This is a genomic window from Streptomyces sp. PCS3-D2, from assembly GCF_000612545.2.
Taxonomy (GTDB): domain Bacteria; phylum Actinomycetota; class Actinomycetes; order Streptomycetales; family Streptomycetaceae; genus Streptomyces.
This window is the reverse complement of sequence record NZ_CP097800.1, coordinates 4172872-4190211: the sequence shown is the minus strand read 5'-3', so window position 1 is coordinate 4190211 and position 17340 is coordinate 4172872. Positions and strand designations below refer to the sequence as shown.

Genomic DNA, 17340 nt, shown 5'->3' with positions numbered 1-17340 from the left:
CGCTCCCGCCCGGCCACGGCCTACTTCGGGCGGGCCGTCCCGTACAGCCACACGTCCCAGACCTCCGTCAGGTCATGGCCGGTCTTCCCCTGCGCGTAGGCGGTGAAGTCGGCGGTGCTCGCGTTCCCGTGCCGGTGGTCGGCGGCCCACCCGCGCACCAGGGCGAAGAACCCCTCGTCGCCGACCTCCTGCCGGATCCGGTGCAGGACCATCGCGCCGCGCTGGTACACCGGGCTCGCGGAGATGTCCTTCGGACCGGGCGGATCGGCCGGCGGGAAGGCGTCCCAGCCGGAGTCGGCGGCCTCGTCGACGTCCGTGTCACCGGCCAGGAGGGCGTCGAAGTGCTGCTGCGCCGTGGGCCCGCCGTGGTCCTCGTCCCACAGCCACTCGGCATAGGTCGCGAAGCCCTCGTTGAGCCACATGTCCTTCCAGGTCTTCGGCGAGACGGAGTTGCCGAACCACTGGTGGGCCAACTCGTGCAGCACCAGCCCGGCTTCGGGTGCGCCCGGGTACACCGGCTTGGTCTGCGTCTCCAGGGCGTAGTCGAGCGTCCCGGCGGGCAGCACCACCGCGCCCGCCGTGCCGAAGGGGTACGGGCCGAACCGGCGGGTGCCCCACTCCACCATCTCCGGCAGCAGCTTGAGCGCGGGCTCGCTCGCCGCCGCCTCCCCGGGCGACACCGCGTTGTAGACGGACACCCCCGAAGGCGTCTTCCCGGTGGTCACCCGGTACGGGCCGACGACGGCGGTGGCCAGGTAGCTGGCCATCGGCTCCGGGTTGTGCCACGCGAACCGCGTGCGCCCGTCGGCGCCTTCGGTGCGGGAGCGCAACTCCCCGTTCGACACCGCCTCGTAGCCGCCCGGGACGGTGATCGTGATGTCGTACGAGGCCTTGTCGCTCGGATGGTGGTTGCCGGGGAACCAGGTCATCGAGCCGACCGGCTCACCGACGCCGACCGCGCCGTCCTCGTCCGCGATCCAGCCCTCTCTGGTGCCGTCCACGTCCGTCAGGGCCCTCGGCCTGCCGCTGTAGGCGACCTCCGTACGGAAGACCTGGCCCTTCTCCAGGTCGTCGGCCGGGCGCACCGTCAGCTCGTTGCCGGTCCGGTTGAAACGGGCGCCCTCACCGTCCACGTCAACGCCCTCGACGTGCAGGCCGCTCAGGTCGAGGTTGAAGGAACTGAGCCCCTGTCCGGCACGCGCCGTGATGACGGCCCTGCCGTGCAGCACCCCGTCCGCCGGGTCGTAGTCCAGGTCCAGCGCATAGTGCTCGACCTGGTAGCCGCCGTTGCCGGCCTTGGGGAAGTACGGGTCGCGCAGCCCCGAAGCGCCCGGCCGCCCCTGCACCGGGCCCCCCGTGCACGCCGTGGTGACGGTGAGCAGGGCGACGAGGGCGGGGGCGGCGAGGCGGGGAAGCGCGCGGTGTTCCACGCCTTCGATCCTAAGCGGCCACGGCGCGCCTCCTACTTGCTCAGCGCGTCCACGCCGGCCTTCGCGAACTTCTCGTCCAGATCGCCGCTCGGGGCGCCGGCCACACCGATGCCGGCCACGGGGGCGCCGTTCGCCTGGACCGGGGTGCCGCCACCGAGGAAGAGGGTGCCGGGGATGTCCTTCAGGTTCGGGGCCTGGGCCAGCCGGCCCACGAGCACCGAGGTCGGGGCGTTCCAGGACACTGCGGTGAAGGCCTTGCGCTGCGCCGACTCGTAGGACTGCGGTCCGGCGCCGTCGCCACGCAGGGTGACGATGGTGTTGCCGTTGCGGTCCACCACCGCGACGGTCACCTTCTGGTTCTCCGCCGCGGCGGCCTGGAGGGCGGCCTGCGCGGCGCGGGTGGCGGCGTCGACGGTCAGGTGGGTCGTCGTGGTGAAGTTCTTGTCGCTCGGAGCGTCCTTCTTCGCCGCGAGGGCGGCGGCCTGGGCGGTGGTGGCGGCGGGGCTCGCGCTGGCGCTCACGGCACCGAAGGCGCCGGCGCCCAGGGCGACGGCGAGGGCGGTACCGGTGAGAACGCGGGTGCGGGTCTTCATCTCTGCTGCTCCTGAGAACGGTGGCACGGTGACGGCATCGGGTCTCGTTCCGGGCCGGTCGGACCGGCTCCTTCACTGCTCCAAGCCTGTGCCCGGTCCCCCCTCCGCCCCGTCCCCGTACCGGCTCGCCCCGCCCACCGCACCGGCTGACCCGGGGGTCGTCCGATCGGTCGATGCGCTCCGCCCCCGGCACGGTATTCCCTGGTCGGACCCGGGTGACCTGGGTGACCCGGGCCCGGGGCGGCGCCCGGGGCCCGGCGCCGCAGCCGACAATGGACGCATGCCCCCGACCGAGGAGCACCCCGTGAGACCCGCCGCGCCGCGCAACGACACCCGCACGCTGGCGACGGTCGCCCACACCGCCTTCTTCCTCCTCCTCGGCGCCTCCGTGGCCCGCTTCCTGCTGCGCCACCCCGGCGAACCCCGCACTCCGTGGGTCATCGCCCTCGGCGTCACCCTGGCCCTGCTCTACGTGCTCGGCCCCGCGCTCGGCGCCGCCCCCACCCGCCGGCGCCTCCTCTGGCTCGGCCTGGTGGTCACCACCTGGGTGGTCCTCGTCGTCCTCGCGCCCAGCTTCGCCTGGTGCGCCGTGCCGCTCTTCGTCACGGCCCTGCGCACCCTCCCGCCCCGCCCCGCCATCGTCCTGGTGGCCCTCCTCACCGCCTTCGTCGTGACCGCCCAGCTCCAGCTGTCCAAGTCCTTCGATCCCAACCTGCTCCTGGCGCCGCCCGCCGTCGCCGCCCTCGCCACCGCCGTCTTCGTCCACATGGAACGCCAGGCCCGGGCCCAGCGGGCACTGATCGACGACCTGATCCGGACCCGCCGGGAACTGGCCGCCACCGAACGCCGCGAAGGCACCCTCGCGGAACGCCAGCGGCTGTCCATGGAGATCCACGACACCCTCGCCCAGAACCTGTCCAGCCAGCAGATGCTGCTCCAGGCCGCGGACCGCACCTGGGACACCGACCCCGCCACCGCCCGCGCGCACGTCCGCACCGCCACCGACATCGCCGCACACGGCCTCGCCGAGGCCCGGCGGCTGGTCCACGACCTGGCCCCCTCCGAGCTCGCCGACGGCGCCGGCCTCGCCCAGGCACTGCGCCGCCTGGACGCCGGACCGGGCATCGAGGTCCGCTTCCACCTCGAAGGCGCCCCCGCCCCGCTGCCCGACCGCGTCCAGTCGGCCCTGCTGCGGATAGCCCAGGGCGCCCTCGCCAACGTCCGCGAGCACTCCGCCGCCCGTACGGCCGCGCTCACGCTGAGCTTCCTCGGGGACCAGGTGGTGCTCGACGTCGCCGACGACGGCCACGGCTTCACCCAGCCCCGCGCCGACGCCGACGCCGCCGACGGGCGCGGACACGGCCTCCCGGCGATGCGGGCCCGCGTCCGCCAGCTGGGCGGCACCCTGACCATCGAATCCACGCCGGGCGAGGGCACCGTCCTGTCCGCGGCCATCCCCCTGGAGCCCGCTCCATGACGACGATCCTGCTCTGCGACGACCACGTGGTGGTCCGCGCCGGCCTGCTGGCCCTCCTCGGCAGCGAACCCGACATCGAGGTACTCGGCGAGGCCGGCAGCGGCGAGGAGGCGGTCGCCCTGGCGTCCAGGCTCCGCCCCGACGTGGTCCTCATGGACCTCCAGCTCGGCGAGGGCATCGACGGCGTCGAGGCCACCCGCCGCATCACCGCGCTCCCGCGGCCCCCGCACGTCCTGGTCCTCACCACCTACGACACGGACGCGGACATCACCCGGGCGATCGGCGCGGGCGCCACCGGCTACCTGCTCAAGGCCGAGCGCCCCGAGGAGCTATTCGCCGCGATCCACTCCGCCGGCCAGGGCCGCACCACCCTCTCCGCGCCGGTCGCCAGCCGCGTCATGGCCCACATGCGGGGCGGCCGCCCCACCCTGACCGACCGCGAACTGGACATCCTCGGGCAGCTGGCCCGCGGCCTCGGCAACCGCGACATCGCCCGTGCCCTGTTCATCAGCGAGGCCACCGTCAAGACCCACCTGGGGCGCATCTACGACAAGCTCGGCGTCGACACCCGTGCGGGCGCCGTCTCGGTCGCGAAGGAGCAGCGCCTCCTCCCCTCCTGACGCCGGGGTGGGGCCCCCTCCGCACCCGTGACACCATCGGGTACGTGCTCGACATCGGCTACTCCCTCTCCCGGCGCTTCCCCGACCCCCCGCAGACCGACTACCGCTCGGCGGACGTCCACGCGCTGCGCCACGACCTGTTCTGCGGGGACGTCTACCTCGCCGACACCGACTCGGACCGGGAAGTATCCACAGCCTGGGGATGGGTTCCGGTGCTGGACTTCGCCTGGGCACTGTGCGACATCGTCGAGCGGCTCGACCAGGACCCGCGGGGCAGCCGCTCCGCCAACCGCCAGTACGCCGAGATCGACTTCACCGAGTCCACGGACCGCATGCTCTTCGAGCGCCGCTTCGGCTGGGTCGACGTCGAGGCCGACTGGATGCCGGCCGAGGAGGCCCCGCTGACCTTCAGCCACCGGCTGCTGCGCCGCGAGGCCCGCGACTTCCTGCACGACCTGCTCGCGGACCTGATCGACATGCACGACGGGCTCGGCGACAACCCGGCCGTCTGGACCCTCCAGGCCCGCTTCCCCCGCGTCCCCGGGTAGTCAGGGCCGTCCGCCGGACAGCACCTCCCGGAACACCCGCGCAGAGCGCGGGTTCTGCCCGCACTGCCACACGCCGTGCGGGCAGTAGTCGGTGATGCTGTGGTAGAGCGGCTCGTGCTCGGCGAACCAGGCCAGCATGCGCCGCACGTACTCGGGATTGTCGCCGTGCCGGAACAGCCCCCATTCGGGGTACGAGATCCGCTTGCCGTGCGCCTTCGCGAAGTCGACCTGCTGCCGGAGCCCGTAGGGCTGGGTGACCTGCTCGTCGAAGGTGCGGCCGGGCTCCTGGTCGTAGGTGTCCATGCCGATGACGTCGACCACGTCGTCTCCGGGATAGCAACGGGTCCAGGCGATCGCGTCGGCTCCGCGGTTGGGCGCGTAGTCGAACCGGAAGCGCTGCCCCTGCACCGCACGCATGGCGGTCACGATGCGCCGCCAGTAGGCCTTCCAGTTCTCGGGGTCGGGACGGCAGCGGTGGGTGTAGTCGAAGCCGTTCATCTCCCAGCCGAGCACGATCACCGCGTCCGGCAAGCCGAGGCCGACCAGCCGGTCGGCCAGGCGCCGGAAATGGTGGTCGTTCGCCCCGCGGGCACCGGCGCGGATCAGCTCCGCGACCCGGGCGTCGGGGACACGGGCCTCGTTGCCCTCCTGCATGGGCACGTTCAGGACGAAGAGCCGGTCGGCCCTCTCCCTGCGCCAGCGCGCCCAGCTGCGCAGGGAATCCGGCGCCCCCTCGATGTTCGTCCAGGTGTCGCCGGGCAGGTACGTGTGCCCGGCGCGCAGCTCGGTACCGCCGAGCCAGCGCGAGAGTTCCGCCATCCGCTCGACGCCGGGCGACCCGTAGTGGAGGTAGGCACCCAGGGCCGTCCCAGTGGCCCCCGCACCGCCCCCGGCGCCCTGCCGCGGCAGCCGCGGGCCGGGGCCGGGGGCGGGCACCACGAGGAGCAGGGTGACGGCGACGGCACTGACGCAGGCTCCGACCAGCCATCGGATCCGGCAGCTCCGGTGGGACATGACACCTCCACAGGCCTCGGGCACCGGTGTGTCCGCCTGCGACGTTAGGCGCCCACCCCGGTGCACCGCCCGTCCGGACACCCGGTCGCTCGGCCATTCGCCGCAGCCTCCGCCCCGCCGTCGCCGCCCTCCCCGTCCGCGGACACCTCCCGGCGGGAGCCGGGGAGGCCGGGGGCGCCTCCCCCGCCACGGCGCCGCACCCGGACCGCGGGCCCGGTCACGGCACCACCCGCACCCCCAGCCGGGAGGCGAGCGCCGGGGCCAGGTCGAACAGCTGCGCCGGACTGATCACCGCCCCGGCCAGCGCCTCCACCCCCCGCGCGATCTCCAGTACGGCGGCCTCCCGCAGATCCACCTCAGCCATCCGGACCCCGCTGAAGTCCGCCCCGCGCAGCGAACACTCCCGGAACTCCACCCGTTCCAGTACCGCGCCCGCGAAGTCCGGCTCCACCAGCACGCACCCCTCGAAGACCACGTCGCGCAGCCGCGCCGTCCGCAGGTTCAGGTAGTCGATCTTGCCGCCCCGGACCACCACCCGCTCCAGACCGGCCCCGTGCAGCTGCACCCCGCCCAGCCGCGCGTCCACCAGCTCCACGTCCCGCAGCGAGGCCCCCGACAGGTCGGTCCCCACCCCGCGGACCCCCTCCAGCACCGAATCCAGGATGCGTGCCTTCGCCAGACCCGCCTCGTCCAGCGTGCAGCGCCGTACCGCGCAGTCCATGAACCGGGCCCCGACCCCCTCCTGCCCCGCCAGGTCCAGGTCCGCGAACTCCAGCCCTTCGTAGTCCCCGTCCGTCTCCAGCTCCCGCCCCTGCCAGGGCACCAGGTCCGGCAGCCGCAGCTGCGGCCTCCGCGCTGCCTTCACCGACTGCTTCCGCCCGTCTCGCACCATGCCCCCATCCTGGCCGACCGCACTGACATCGGCCCGCGGCCCGGGCCCGTGCCCGCCGCCGCCCCGCGCGCCGCCAGGAACCCGGTCCGTCTCCGCGCCTTCGGCTCCGCCGAGAACCCCGTCCATCGGCGCACCGTGACCCGCGCCTCGCGCCGTCCTTCCCGTACGCCGCCCGCGGATCACCGCCGGGCCGGCGCAGGCATCGCCGGCCTCGGCGCCACGAACCGCGGCAGCGCCCCAGGGGTTCACCACCCCGGCGGGTTCACCGCCCCAGCAGCAGCCGGGCGACCGCCAGCCGGTCCTCGTCCAGCCGCTCCTCACCGTCCTCCACGTCCCACAGGCAGGTCTGCAGCACCCGGCCCAGCGTCCAGGCCCGCGCCCGCGCCCGATCCAGGCCCGCCGCCTCGGTCAGCAGGTCGAACCGCCACCGCACGTCCTGCGCGCGGAAGTTGTTGACGATGGTCGGCATCCCCGTTGTACCCGATCTGGGCCTCGATCAGCCCGTCCGGAATCTCCACGACCTCGACCATGCGGCGACGCCATCGCCCTGCGCCCCGGCTCGGCGGCGTCCCCTGCGGTACGCCGCCCGGCCAGGTCGGGCGGCGTACCGCAGGCCGTGCCCCGTGCCCCGGGCCCCCGAGCATCCTGCGGGAGACACGGCCGGGCCGCCCGCAGGGCAAGCGGCAGGGGGCCGCGCATCACGCCCCGCGGCGCGACATCCCGTCCCTGGCACCTCGCGGGGAAAAGGGATAGCAACTCCCCATGACGATCAACGGCGGCATCTCCTTCTGGTACGCGACCCTCCCCGGCACCCCGGACGCCCCACCGCGCGCGCCCCTCACCGCTCATGCCACCGCCGACGTCGTCATCGTCGGCGGCGGCTACACCGGCCTGTGGACCGCCTACTACCTGAAGCGGGCCGCCCCCGAGCTGCGCGTCACCGTCCTGGAGCAGAAGTTCTGCGGCTACGGCGCCTCCGGCCGCAACGGCGGCTGGCTCTACAACGGCATCGCCGGCCGCGACCGCTTCGCCGCCCTCCACGGCCGGCAGGCCGCCCAGCGCCTCCAGCAGGCCATGAACGAGACCGTCACCGAGGTCGTCGACGTCGCCGTCAGGGAGGGCATCGACGCCGACATCCACCGCGGCGGCGTCCTCGAAGTCGCCCGCACCCCCGCCCAGCTCGGCCGGCTGAAGGCCTTCCACGCCGCCGAGCTCGCCTTCGGCGAGACCGACCGCGAGCTCCACGACGCCGCCGCCACCCGCGCCCGCATCGGCATCGCCGACGCCGTCGGCTCCAGCTGGAGCCCGCACGGCGCCCGCGTCCACCCCCTCAAACTGGTCAGGGGCCTGGCCGAGGCCTGCGACCGCCTCGGCGTGGTGATCCACGAATCCACCCCGGTCACGGAGATCTCCGCGGGAAAGGCGGTCACCCCCTACGGCACGGTCCGCGCCCCGCACGTCCTGCGCTGCACGGAGGGCTTCACCGCCGCTCTCAAGGGCCAGAAGCGGTCGTGGCTCCCGATGAACTCCTCGATGATCGCCACCGCCCCGCTGTCCGCCGAGACCTGGGCACGGCTCGGCTGGTCGGGCCGCGAGGTCCTGGGCGACATGGCCCACGCGTACATGTACGCGCAGCGCACCGCCGACGACCGGATCGCGATCGGCGGGCGCGGGGTCCCGTACCGCTTCGGCTCGCGCACCGACAACGACGGCCGGACCCGGCCGGCCACCGTCGACTCGCTCCGCGACCTGCTCTTCTCCTTCTTCCCGGCGCTCACCGGCACGGAGATCACCCACGCCTGGTCGGGCGTCCTCGGCGTACCGCGCGACTGGTGCGCCACCGTCACGCTCGACCGTGCCACGGGGGTGGGCTGGGCGGGCGGGTACGTCGGCTCGGGTGTCGCCACCGCCAACCTGGCCGCCCGCACCCTGCGCGACCTGGTCCTCGGCGAGTCCACCGGGCTGACCGGTCTGCCGTGGGTGAACCACCGGGTCCGCCGCTGGGAGCCGGAGCCCTTCCGCTGGCTCGGCGTGCAGGCCCTCTACGCCGCGTACCGCGAGGCGGACCGCCGGGAGGCGGCCACCCACACCGCGACGACGGCCCCCCTGGCCCGCCTGGCCGACCGCGTCTCGGGCCGCCACTGACGGCCCGAGACACGCTGAAGGCCCCGGACGGTGACCTGTCCGGGGCCTCTGACCTGCAATGGAGCCGCCTATCGGAATCGAACCGATGACCTACGGGTTACAAAGCCGTTGCTCTACCAACTGAGCTAAGGCGGCACAGGGCCACCCCCGAACGCACAGCGTGTGGGGCCGCCATCACTCTACACAGCGCCCGTTTGCCCGAGCCATCACATTGAACCCGCACCCGTGACCGCTCATGCCGCCCGCCGACCGGGTGCGAGCGGGCGGGAAAGCAGGCGGGTCCGACAGATCGCACAAAGTTCGAAGTCACGGCGGAGCGGTGCTGACAGCACGGGCGGCGGCGGGTAGCGTCGGGCGAAGTCCGGATTCTGGACTAGACCTTCCACTCGGATCGTCCGGCACGTTCCTGCCGGTAGAAGGGATTCATCAGCATGGCTTCTGTCACCTTCGACAAGGCGACCCGTCTGTACCCGGGCGGCGACAAGCCCGCCGTCGACCAGCTGGAGCTGGAGATCGAGGACGGCGAGTTCCTCGTCCTCGTCGGCCCCTCCGGCTGCGGCAAGTCCACCTCGCTGCGCATGCTCGCGGGCCTGGAGGACGTCAACGGCGGCGCCATCCGCATCGGTGACCGCGACGTCACCCACCTGCCGCCCAAGGACCGGGACATCGCGATGGTGTTCCAGAACTACGCGCTCTACCCGCACATGACCGTCGCCGACAACATGGGCTTCGCGCTCAAGATCGCCGGCGAGGACAAGGCCACCATCCGCAGGAAGGTGGAGGACGCGGCGAAGATGCTCGACCTCACCCAGTACCTGGACCGCAAGCCCAAGGCGCTCTCCGGCGGCCAGCGCCAGCGCGTCGCCATGGGTCGCGCGATCGTGCGCAAGCCGCAGGTGTTCCTGATGGACGAGCCGCTGTCGAACCTCGACGCCAAGCTGCGCGTGTCGACGCGTACGCAGATCGCCGCCCTCCAGCGCGACCTCGGCATCACCACCGTCTACGTCACCCACGACCAGGTCGAGGCCATGACCATGGGCGACCGGGTGGCCGTGCTCAAGGACGGTCTGCTCCAGCAGGTCGACACCCCGCGCAACATGTACGACCGCCCCGCGAACCTCTTCGTCGCCGGCTTCATCGGCTCCCCGGCCATGAACCTGGTCGAGGTCCCGATCACCGACGGCGGCGTGAAGTTCGGCGACAGCGTCGTCCCGGTGTCGCGCGCCGCGCTGTCCGCCGCGGCCGACGCGGGCGACCGGACCGTCACGGTCGGCGTCCGCCCGGAGCACTTCGACGTCGCCGAGAGCGGCGGCCTGACGATCACCGTGAACGTCGTCGAGGAACTCGGCGCCGACGGGTACGTCTACGGCTCCACCTCCGCCGCCGAGGGCTCGCAGGACCTCGTCGTCCGCGTGGGCGGCCGCCAGGTCCCGGAGAAGGGCTCCAGCCTGCACATCGTGCCGCGGGCCGGGGAGATCCACGTCTTCTCCACCTCCTCCGGTCAGCGACTGTCCGACTAGTCGTACCGGCAAGGGGGTTGGAGGGGCGTCCCGCCAAGGGGCGCCCCTCCGCCGTCGGTTGCCGACGGGATCTCCTCAGGAACCCCGGCAGAGCGGGCCATTCGGGCGGCCCCGTCAACCCGGAATTCGAAAAGCCACGTCGAACCATCCCCCGACAGGGTGACTAAATGTCGCCAAATCTTCACCGAGCGCTACTCTCGCCCTCGTGACCCACACTGCCCGCCGTATCGGCCGTTCCCTCGCCCTGGTCCTGCCCGTCGTCCTGGTCCTGTCCGGGACCCTCGCGGTCACCATGGTCCCCTGGGCGGACACGTCCTCCTCCCAGCTCGTGACCGCGTCCGCCGAAGGCGTCTCGACGCCCGCGAAGCCACGCGCCGCCCACGAGGTGCTGCGCACCCAGCTCGTCGGCGAACTGCAGCAGGGACAGGGGCCGGACGACGTCCTGACCCACCTGCAGCAGGAGGTGAACCGCCGGCCGTCGCTCGCCGAGCACTGCGTGGGGATCGCCCGCGCGCTCGGACGCGCCGCCGTCGAGGCGTACGGCCCGACGAAGGCCCAGTCGTTCGCCCGCCCCGTCTGCGACACCTCGTACGCCGCCGGCGTCGCCTCCATGGGCTGACCCGCGCCGCGTCCCTACGCTGGCCGTCATGACCGACGACCCCCGATCCGCCTCCTCCGCAGCCGCGTTCCCCGCCCCACCCGCCCAGGCAGTCGTCCTGGCGGGCGGCCAGGGTTCGCGGCTGCGTCCGTACACCGACGACCGCCCCAAGCCGATGGTCGAGATCCCGGGGACCGGGCTGCCGATCATCGGGCACCAGCTGGCCTGGCTGGCGGCCGAGGGGGTCACCGACGCCGTCGTCTCGTGCGGGCACCTCGCCGGGGTGCTCCAGGAGTGGCTGGCCGAGGCGCCGCTGCCGCTGCGCGTGACCACGGTGGTCGAGGAGGAACCGCTGGGCCGCGGGGGCGGCCTGAAGTACGCCGCACGGCACCTGCCGGACCCCGGAGGGGCCTGGTACGCGACGAACGGCGACGTCTGGACCCGCTTCTCGCTCCGTGAAATGGCCGCCTTCCATGCCGAGCGCGGGGCGGTCGCGACGCTCGCGCTGGCCCGGCCGCGGATCCCGTGGGGGGTGGTGGAGACCAACGCGTACGGCCACGTACTGGACTTCATCGAGGCCCCGCCGTCGCCGTACCCGGTGAACGCCGGGGTGTACGTCTTCGGGCCCGAATTCGCCGCGCTACTGCCGGACTTGGGAGACCACGAGCGCACCACCTTCCCCCGGCTGGCGCGGGAGCGGCGACTGGCGGGCTTCCCGCTGCCCCAGGGCGCCTACTGGCGGGCGATCGACACGGCCAAGGACCTCACCGAGGCCGCACGCGAGTTGGCGGCGCAGACGGGCTCCTGAGGGCCCGCACCGCCCTCGCGGCGCCCGGCCCTCCGGCACCTTCTCCGCACACGGCCACGCGGCACACGGCCACGCGGCACACGCCACGCGGCACACGCCACGCGGCACACGCCACGGGGGCCCGGCACGCTCACGCGTACCGGGCCCCCGTGTGCCGGCCCCTGGCGGAGGGCTCAGCCGATGAGCCCGCCGATCAGGCCGGGCTGCTTGGTCGGAGCGGTGCCCGAACCGCGGGTGCTGCTGCCCGACGAGGAGGACGGCGACTTCGGCGCCGTCGACTGGCGGGGAGTGCTGCGCGGGGTCTGCTGCTTGCCGGTCGTGCCCCGGGTCGCGGTGGGCGACTCGGAACCCGCGCCCGTCGTCGCCCGGGAGGGCGCCCCCGAAGCGGTCTTCCCGGCCTTGGCCGAGGTCTCGGACGGGGAGGGCGTCGGCGACGCGGCCCGGGTCGGCTGCTGCTGCGCGGGCTGCTGCCTGGCCGGCGTCTGCGGCAGCGGGCGGCCCGGAAGGTAGTTGCTGGGGGCCTCGCCGGGTCCGGGGACGGTGACCACCGTGGTGGACCGGACGGCGCCGCCCAGGAGCGAGCCGACGAGCAGGGTGAGTCCGCACACGACACTCGCCATGATGGCCCCGCGCCGCAGCACCCGGCGGCGCAGCCGCCAGATCTCGGAGCGCGGCCCGAGGGTGCGCCAGGCCTCCCCGGCGAGGCGCCCGTCGAGGGAGTAGACCGGGGCGCCCGCGATGATCAGCGGGCTCCAGGCGGCGAGGTAGATGATGTCGGGCGCGTCGTAGGCCGGGACGGTCTTCCAGCTCACCGTCATCAGCAGGGCGGCGGACAGCAGCGCCCCGAAGCTCGCGGCCAGTCGCTGCCACAGGCCGAAGACCGTCAGGACGCCGACGATGACCTGGATGAAGGCCACGCTGAGGCCGGCCCCCACCGGGTGCGCGAGCGCGAAGTCGCGCAGCGGCTCGGCCAGCGCCCACGGGTGCAGGGTGTGCAGCCAGGTGACCATGGAGCCGCGCTCGCCACCGTCGAAGTAGACGGGGTCGCACAGCTTGCCCATGCCGGCGTAGATGGAGATGAAGCCGAGGAAGACGCGCAGCGGGAGCAGCACGACGCCGAGGTTCATCCGGCGGCCCGGGTAGTAGGACGCCTGACCGCGGTTGTCGCCCGCCGGGCGCCGGGACTCCGGCCCGGGACCGGCCGCCGGTCCCTGCGGCTGCTCGTACGGGAGGTCCCGTACGGCGGCCAGGGGGCGTGTCTCGGCGGGGTCCCCGTAGCTGCGCTGGCCGATGACGGTCGGCGTGGCCAGGGTGTCCTCGGCGAGATCGTGGTCCAGGTCGACGCGCGGGATGACCTGGGTGGCGCCGCCGTCGTGCGCGTCGTGGCCGCGTACGGCCTGGAGCAGTCCGCCCATGGCCGCGGCGGCGTCGCCGGTGTCGGACTTGCCGCTCCAGACCACGGGGGCCCGGCGGCGGGTGGCCCCGGCGGCGGCCACCACGGCGCCGCCCAGGACGGGTGCGCGGCCGGGGGCCTTCGCGGGCTTGGGACGCGCGCTCGGGCTCGGTGCGAGCCGCACGCGGAAGCTGGCGTGGTTGACGATGACCTGTGCGGGGTCGCACGGCACCTTGACCATGCTCAGCGCGGGCTGGTCGTCGAACCCTGACGTTCTGGTGTCCACACTCATCTAACCGAGTGATCAGTGTTTAGGACACTGCCTTGACATCAGGGATCTGTCCGAGACCCGTCAAGATCAAGCCACCCCGCCCGAAACGGGCGGGGTGGCACGCTCACGGGTCACGTTCCCTGAGCCAAGTGGATCAAGGCGATCAGGCGCGCGGCTGCGCGGCACGGCGGCGGGCCGCCTCGTACAGCACGACGCCCGCGGCGACACCGGCATTGAGCGACTCGGCGCCACCCGGCATCGGGATGCGCACAAGGTAGTCGCAGTTCTCGCCGACGAGGCGGCCCAGGCCCTTGCCCTCGGAGCCGACGACGATGACGACCGGGCCGCCGAGCGCCTCCAGGTCCTGCACCTCGTGCGTGCCCTCGGCCGCGAGGCCGACGACGGCGATGCCGGCCTTCTTGTACTCCTGCAGGGCGCGGGTCAGGTTGGTGACCCGGGAGACCGGCGTGCGGGCGGCGGTGCCGGCCGAGGTCTTCCAGGCACCGGCGGTCATGCCGGCGGCGCGGCGCTCCGGGATGACCACGCCGTGGCCGCCGAACGCGGAGACGGAACGGACGATCGCGCCGAGGTTGCGCGGGTCGGTGACCCCGTCGAGGGCGACGATCAGCGGGTCCTCGCCGTTGTCGTAGGCGGCGTCGGTGAGGTCCTCGGGGTGCGCGTACTCGTACGGCGGGACCTGGAGGACCAGGCCCTGGTGGTTGAGCCCGTTGGTCATCCGGTCGAGCTCGGGGCGCGGGGCCTCCATCAGGTTGATGTTGCCGCGTTCGCCCGCGAGCTGGAGCGCCTCGCGGACGCGCTCGTCGTTGTCGATGAACTGCTGGACGTACAGGGTGGTGGCGGGGACGCCGTCGCGCAGAGCCTCGAAGACCGGGTTGCGGCCGACGACCATCTCGCTGGCGCCCTTGGGGCCGCCGCGGCGCGGGGCGGGACGGCGCTTGGCGGCCTGGCGGGCCATGGCGTTGGAGACCCGGAAGGCCTTGTGGCCCTTGCGGTCCTCGGCCTTGGGCGTGGGGCCCTTGCCTTCCAGGCCCTTGCGCCGCTGGCCACCGCTGCCGACCGTGGCGCCCTTCTTGTTGGACGTGCGGCGGTTCCTGCGCTGGCTGTTCCCGGCCATGACCTCTACCTGTTTTCGTTGGTGCTGCGATATGTACGTATGAAGAGTGTGCCGCCCGGACGGCCGGGCGGCACAGTCGGACTGCTCCGGGGTGCCGGGGGCTCAGCGGGCGCCGAGCGTCCAGCGCGGACCCGTCGGGCTGTCCTCGATGACCAGACCGGACTGCTGGAGCTGGTCGCGGATGGCATCGGCGGTCGCCCAGTCCTTGCGGGCGCGGGCCGACTCGCGCTGCTCCAGAACGAGGCGCACGAGGGCGTCCACGGCGCCGTGGAGTTCCTCGCCGCGGTCGGCCTCGCCGGCCCAGTGCGGGTCGAGCGGGTCCAGACCGAGGACGCCCAGCATGGCCCGCACCTCGGCCAGACGGGCGACGGCCGCGTCCTTGTCGTCCTCCGCGAGCGCGCTGTTGCCCTGCCGGACGGTGGTGTGGACGATGGCGAGCGCCTGCGGGACGCCGAGGTCGTCGTCCATGGCCTCGGCGAAGGCGGGCGGGACCTCCTTCGCCGGCTCGACGGGGCCGCCGGCCCTCTCCACGACGCGCTGGATGAAGCCCTCGATGCGCGCGAAGGCGGACTCGGCCTCGCGCAGCGCCTCCTCGCTGTACTCGATCATCGAGCGGTAGTGCGGGGTGCCGAGGTAGTAGCGCAGGACGATCGGGCGCCACTGCTTCACCATCTCGGAGACGAGGACCGAGTTCCCGAGGGACTTGGACATCTTCTCGCCGGCCATGGTGACCCAGGCGTTGTGGACCCAGTAGTTCGCGAACGCGTCGCCGAAGGCCTTGGCCTGGGCGATCTCGTTCTCGTGGTGCGGGAAGACCAGGTCGAGTCCGCCGCCGTGGATGTCGAAGGCCTCGCCGAGGTACTTGTGCGCCATGGCGGAGCATTCGAGGTGCCAGCCCGGACGGCCGCGGCCCCACGGGGTCTCCCAGGAGGGCTCGCCCGGCTTGGCGGACTTCCACATGGCGAAGTCGCGCGGGTCGCGCTTGCCCGTCTCGCCCTCGCCGGAGGGCTGGAGCAGGTTGTCGAGCTCCTGGTTGGACAGGCTCAGGTAGCCGGGGAACGAGCGCACGTCGAAGTAGACGTTGCCGTCGGCCTCGTAGGCGTGGCCGCGCTCGATCAGGCCGCGCATCATCTCGATCATCTCGGGGACGTGCCCGGTGGCGCGCGGCTCGTAGGTGGGCCGCAGGCAGCCGAGGGCGTCGTACCCGTCGTTGAAGGCCTGCTCGTTGTCGTAGCCGATGGACCACCAGGGGCGGCCCTGCTCGGCGGACTTCGTGATGATCTTGTCGTCGATGTCGGTGACGTTGCGGATGAAGGTGACGTCGTAGCCGCGGTGGGCGAACCAGCGACGCATCACGTCGAAGTTCAGGTAGGACCGGATGTGCCCGATGTGCGGGGCCGCCTGCACGGTGGCGCCACAGAGGTAGATCGAGACGCAGCCCGGAACGAGCGGGACGAAGTCGCGGATCTGCCGGGCGCTGGTGTCGTACAGGCGAATAGTCACGGCATCCAGGGTAGTGGGCCTGTAGCAGTGCCCCGCGACCTTTGCGGGCGCGGGGCCGCTTTGTTGCCGAAGATGTGCCGTCTCCGCGGACGTTCAGGCCCGGTTCGTCCGGTACACGAGGGCGGTGGCGATCGCGGCGAGGCCCTCGGCCCGGCCGGTGAGACCCAGTCCGTCGGTGGTGGTGCCCGACACGGAGACGGGGGCGCCCGCGGCGGCGGCGAGCGCCTTCTGTGCCTCTTCGCGCCGCTTTCCGATCTTCGGGCGTACGCCGATCACCTGGATGGCGATGTTGCCGATCTCGAAGCCCTCCGCACGCACGATCCGGGCGGCCTCGGCCAGCAGGGTGACGCCGGCAGCGCCGGACCACTCGGGGCGGGAGGTGCCGAAGTGCGCGCCCAGGTCGCCGACCCCGGCGGCCGAGAAGAGGGCGTCACAGGCGGCGTGGGCGGCGACGTCGCCGTCGGAGTGCCCGGCGAGGCCGTCCTCCCCCTCCCAGAGCAGCCCGGCGCACCACAGCTCGCGGCCGGCCTCGAAGGCGTGCACGTCGGTGCCGATCCCGACGAGCGGGATCAGCGGTGCGTCGGGACTAGAACCCATCGGTGGCCCTCCTGCGGGCGAGTACGGCCTCTGCGAGGACCAGGTCGAGCGGGCGGGTGACCTTGAAGGCCTCTTCGTGTCCCGGGATCACGACGACGGGGACGCCGAGGCGCTCCACCATGCCGGCGTCGTCGGTGGCGCCCTCGCCGGCGACGGCGATGGCGGCGTGCGCCTCCAGGAGCGTGGCGAGGTCGAAGCCCTGCGGGGTCTGCACGGCGCGCAGCCGGGCCCGCTCGGGCGTCGCGACGACCGGCTCGGGCTCGCCCGGTCCGCCGGGCTCGACCTCCTTGACGGTGTCGGCCAGCGGGAGCGCGGGCACCACGGCCCGGGCGCCCCGGTCCACGGCCTCGACGACGGCGTCCACCGTGTCCACCGGGACGAGCGGGCGGGCCGCGTCGTGGATGAGTACGGAGGTGACGTCCTGCGGCAGCGCGTCCAGGCCGGCGCGTACGGACTCCTGGCGGGTCTCCCCGCCGGGGACGACCAGGACCTCGGTCCGCTCGGGCAGCGCCTGCTCGCCGAGCAGCAGCCGCACCTCGGCCGCCTCGCCGGCCGGGGCGACGACCACCACGACGGACACCGCGCGGGAGCGGGCCATCGCGCGGACGGCGTGCACGAGCATGGGGGTGCCGCCGAGGGCCCGCAGGGCCTTGGGGGCCCCGGGGCCGAGGCGCACCCCGCGGCCGGCGGCCGGGATCACCGCGGCGGTGCGGCGGGGCCGCGTTACGTCAGACATCAGTAGCTCCGAGCCAGGTTTCCGAGCCAGGTTTGTGACTTCGGCCGACATGGGTATGGC

At 73.4% G+C, this 17340-nt stretch carries 15 protein-coding genes, 1 tRNA gene and 2 pseudogenes; 7 read left to right on the top strand and 11 right to left on the bottom strand.

The annotated features are described in order from the left end of the window. Positions 1-20 precede the first annotated feature (20 nt). Both AW27_RS18480 and AW27_RS18475 read right to left on the bottom strand, forming a co-directional pair. The gene (locus AW27_RS18480; RefSeq protein WP_037924716.1) at positions 21-1430 is read right to left on the bottom strand and encodes a M1 family metallopeptidase; all 1410 of its coding nucleotides are present in this window, start codon (positions 1428-1430) and stop codon (positions 21-23) included. Between the two features lie 32 nt (positions 1431-1462). Further along, a complete protein-coding gene (locus AW27_RS18475) occupies positions 1463-2023 on the bottom strand; it encodes a GlcG/HbpS family heme-binding protein (protein WP_037924715.1) in 561 nt (186 codons plus the stop codon). 280 nt (positions 2024-2303) lie between these two features. On the opposite strand from AW27_RS18475, the gene AW27_RS18470 reads away from it, so the two are divergent. The 3 genes from AW27_RS18470 to AW27_RS18460 are packed head-to-tail and all read left to right on the top strand — an operon-like array spanning position 2304 to position 4668. Beyond that, the gene (locus tag AW27_RS18470; RefSeq protein ID WP_052031048.1) at positions 2304-3500 is read left to right on the top strand and encodes a sensor histidine kinase; all 1197 of its coding nucleotides are present in this window, start codon (positions 2304-2306) and stop codon (positions 3498-3500) included. After that, positions 3497-4120, top strand: coding sequence for a response regulator (locus AW27_RS18465; protein ID WP_037924714.1), 624 nt, complete (start codon positions 3497-3499; stop codon positions 4118-4120). The genes AW27_RS18470 and AW27_RS18465 overlap by 4 nt, the downstream gene beginning before the upstream one ends. 44 nt (positions 4121-4164) lie before the next feature. Next, positions 4165-4668 (top strand): hypothetical protein, encoded by a 504-nt coding sequence (locus AW27_RS18460; protein ID WP_037924712.1) that lies wholly within the window; start codon positions 4165-4167, stop codon positions 4666-4668. A gap of 15 nt (positions 4669-4683) precedes the next feature. Here the strand turns inward: AW27_RS18460 and AW27_RS18455 are convergent. The 3 genes and pseudogenes from AW27_RS18455 to AW27_RS18445 form a co-directional block, all read right to left on the bottom strand. Beyond that, positions 4684-5682 (bottom strand): annotated as a pseudogene (locus tag AW27_RS18455) (glycoside hydrolase family 26 protein); the annotation flags it as partial. Positions 5683-5899: 217 nt separating this feature from the next. Beyond that, the gene (locus tag AW27_RS18450; RefSeq protein WP_052031046.1) at positions 5900-6574 is read right to left on the bottom strand and encodes a pentapeptide repeat-containing protein; all 675 of its coding nucleotides are present in this window, start codon (positions 6572-6574) and stop codon (positions 5900-5902) included. Positions 6575-6836: 262 nt separating this feature from the next. Further along, a pseudogene (locus tag AW27_RS18445) lies at positions 6837-7007 on the bottom strand (aminoglycoside phosphotransferase family protein); the annotation flags it as partial. Between the two features lie 329 nt (positions 7008-7336). Between AW27_RS18445 and AW27_RS18440 the strand changes: the two are divergent. Next, complete coding sequence (locus AW27_RS18440) at positions 7337-8719, top strand: NAD(P)/FAD-dependent oxidoreductase (protein WP_037924709.1); 1383 nt, start codon at positions 7337-7339, stop codon at positions 8717-8719. A gap of 59 nt (positions 8720-8778) precedes the next feature. Here the strand turns inward: AW27_RS18440 and AW27_RS18435 are convergent. Beyond that, positions 8779-8854, bottom strand: a tRNA-Thr gene (locus tag AW27_RS18435). Between the two features lie 296 nt (positions 8855-9150). Here AW27_RS18435 and AW27_RS18430 point away from each other — a divergent pair. The 3 genes from AW27_RS18430 to AW27_RS18420 all read left to right on the top strand — a co-directional run bounded on the left by AW27_RS18430 (position 9151) and on the right by AW27_RS18420 (position 11645). Beyond that, positions 9151-10239: an ABC transporter ATP-binding protein gene (locus AW27_RS18430; RefSeq protein ID WP_037924706.1), complete on the top strand. Its 1089-nt coding sequence runs from the start codon at positions 9151-9153 to the stop codon at positions 10237-10239. Positions 10240-10444: 205 nt separating this feature from the next. After that, positions 10445-10858: a hypothetical protein gene (locus AW27_RS18425; RefSeq protein WP_037924704.1), complete on the top strand. Its 414-nt coding sequence runs from the start codon at positions 10445-10447 to the stop codon at positions 10856-10858. A 28-nt stretch (positions 10859-10886) separates the two neighbouring features. Continuing rightward, positions 10887-11645: a nucleotidyltransferase family protein gene (locus AW27_RS18420; RefSeq protein WP_037924700.1), complete on the top strand. Its 759-nt coding sequence runs from the start codon at positions 10887-10889 to the stop codon at positions 11643-11645. Positions 11646-11818: 173 nt separating this feature from the next. Here the strand turns inward: AW27_RS18420 and AW27_RS18415 are convergent, their stop codons facing one another. The 5 genes from AW27_RS18415 to ispD all read right to left on the bottom strand — a co-directional run bounded on the left by AW27_RS18415 (position 11819) and on the right by ispD (position 17280). Then, a complete protein-coding gene (locus AW27_RS18415; protein ID WP_037924698.1) occupies positions 11819-13330 on the bottom strand; it encodes a DoxX family protein in 1512 nt (503 codons plus the stop codon). A gap of 142 nt (positions 13331-13472) precedes the next feature. Further along, positions 13473-14444: a 23S rRNA (guanosine(2251)-2'-O)-methyltransferase RlmB gene (rlmB, locus tag AW27_RS18410; RefSeq protein ID WP_037924696.1), complete on the bottom strand. Its 972-nt coding sequence runs from the start codon at positions 14442-14444 to the stop codon at positions 13473-13475. 102 nt (positions 14445-14546) lie between these two features. Continuing rightward, entirely contained in the window at positions 14547-15947 is a 1401-nt protein-coding gene (cysS, locus tag AW27_RS18405; protein WP_037924695.1) for a cysteine--tRNA ligase, read from the bottom strand. Between the two features lie 93 nt (positions 15948-16040). Further along, positions 16041-16544, bottom strand: coding sequence for a 2-C-methyl-D-erythritol 2,4-cyclodiphosphate synthase (gene ispF, locus AW27_RS18400; protein ID WP_037924693.1), 504 nt, complete (start codon positions 16542-16544; stop codon positions 16041-16043). Then, positions 16534-17280, bottom strand: a complete 747-nt coding sequence (gene ispD, locus AW27_RS18395; RefSeq protein WP_037924690.1) for a 2-C-methyl-D-erythritol 4-phosphate cytidylyltransferase — start codon at positions 17278-17280, stop codon at positions 16534-16536. Before ispD ends, ispF begins: the two co-directional genes overlap by 11 nt. Positions 17281-17340: the final 60 nt, after the last annotated feature.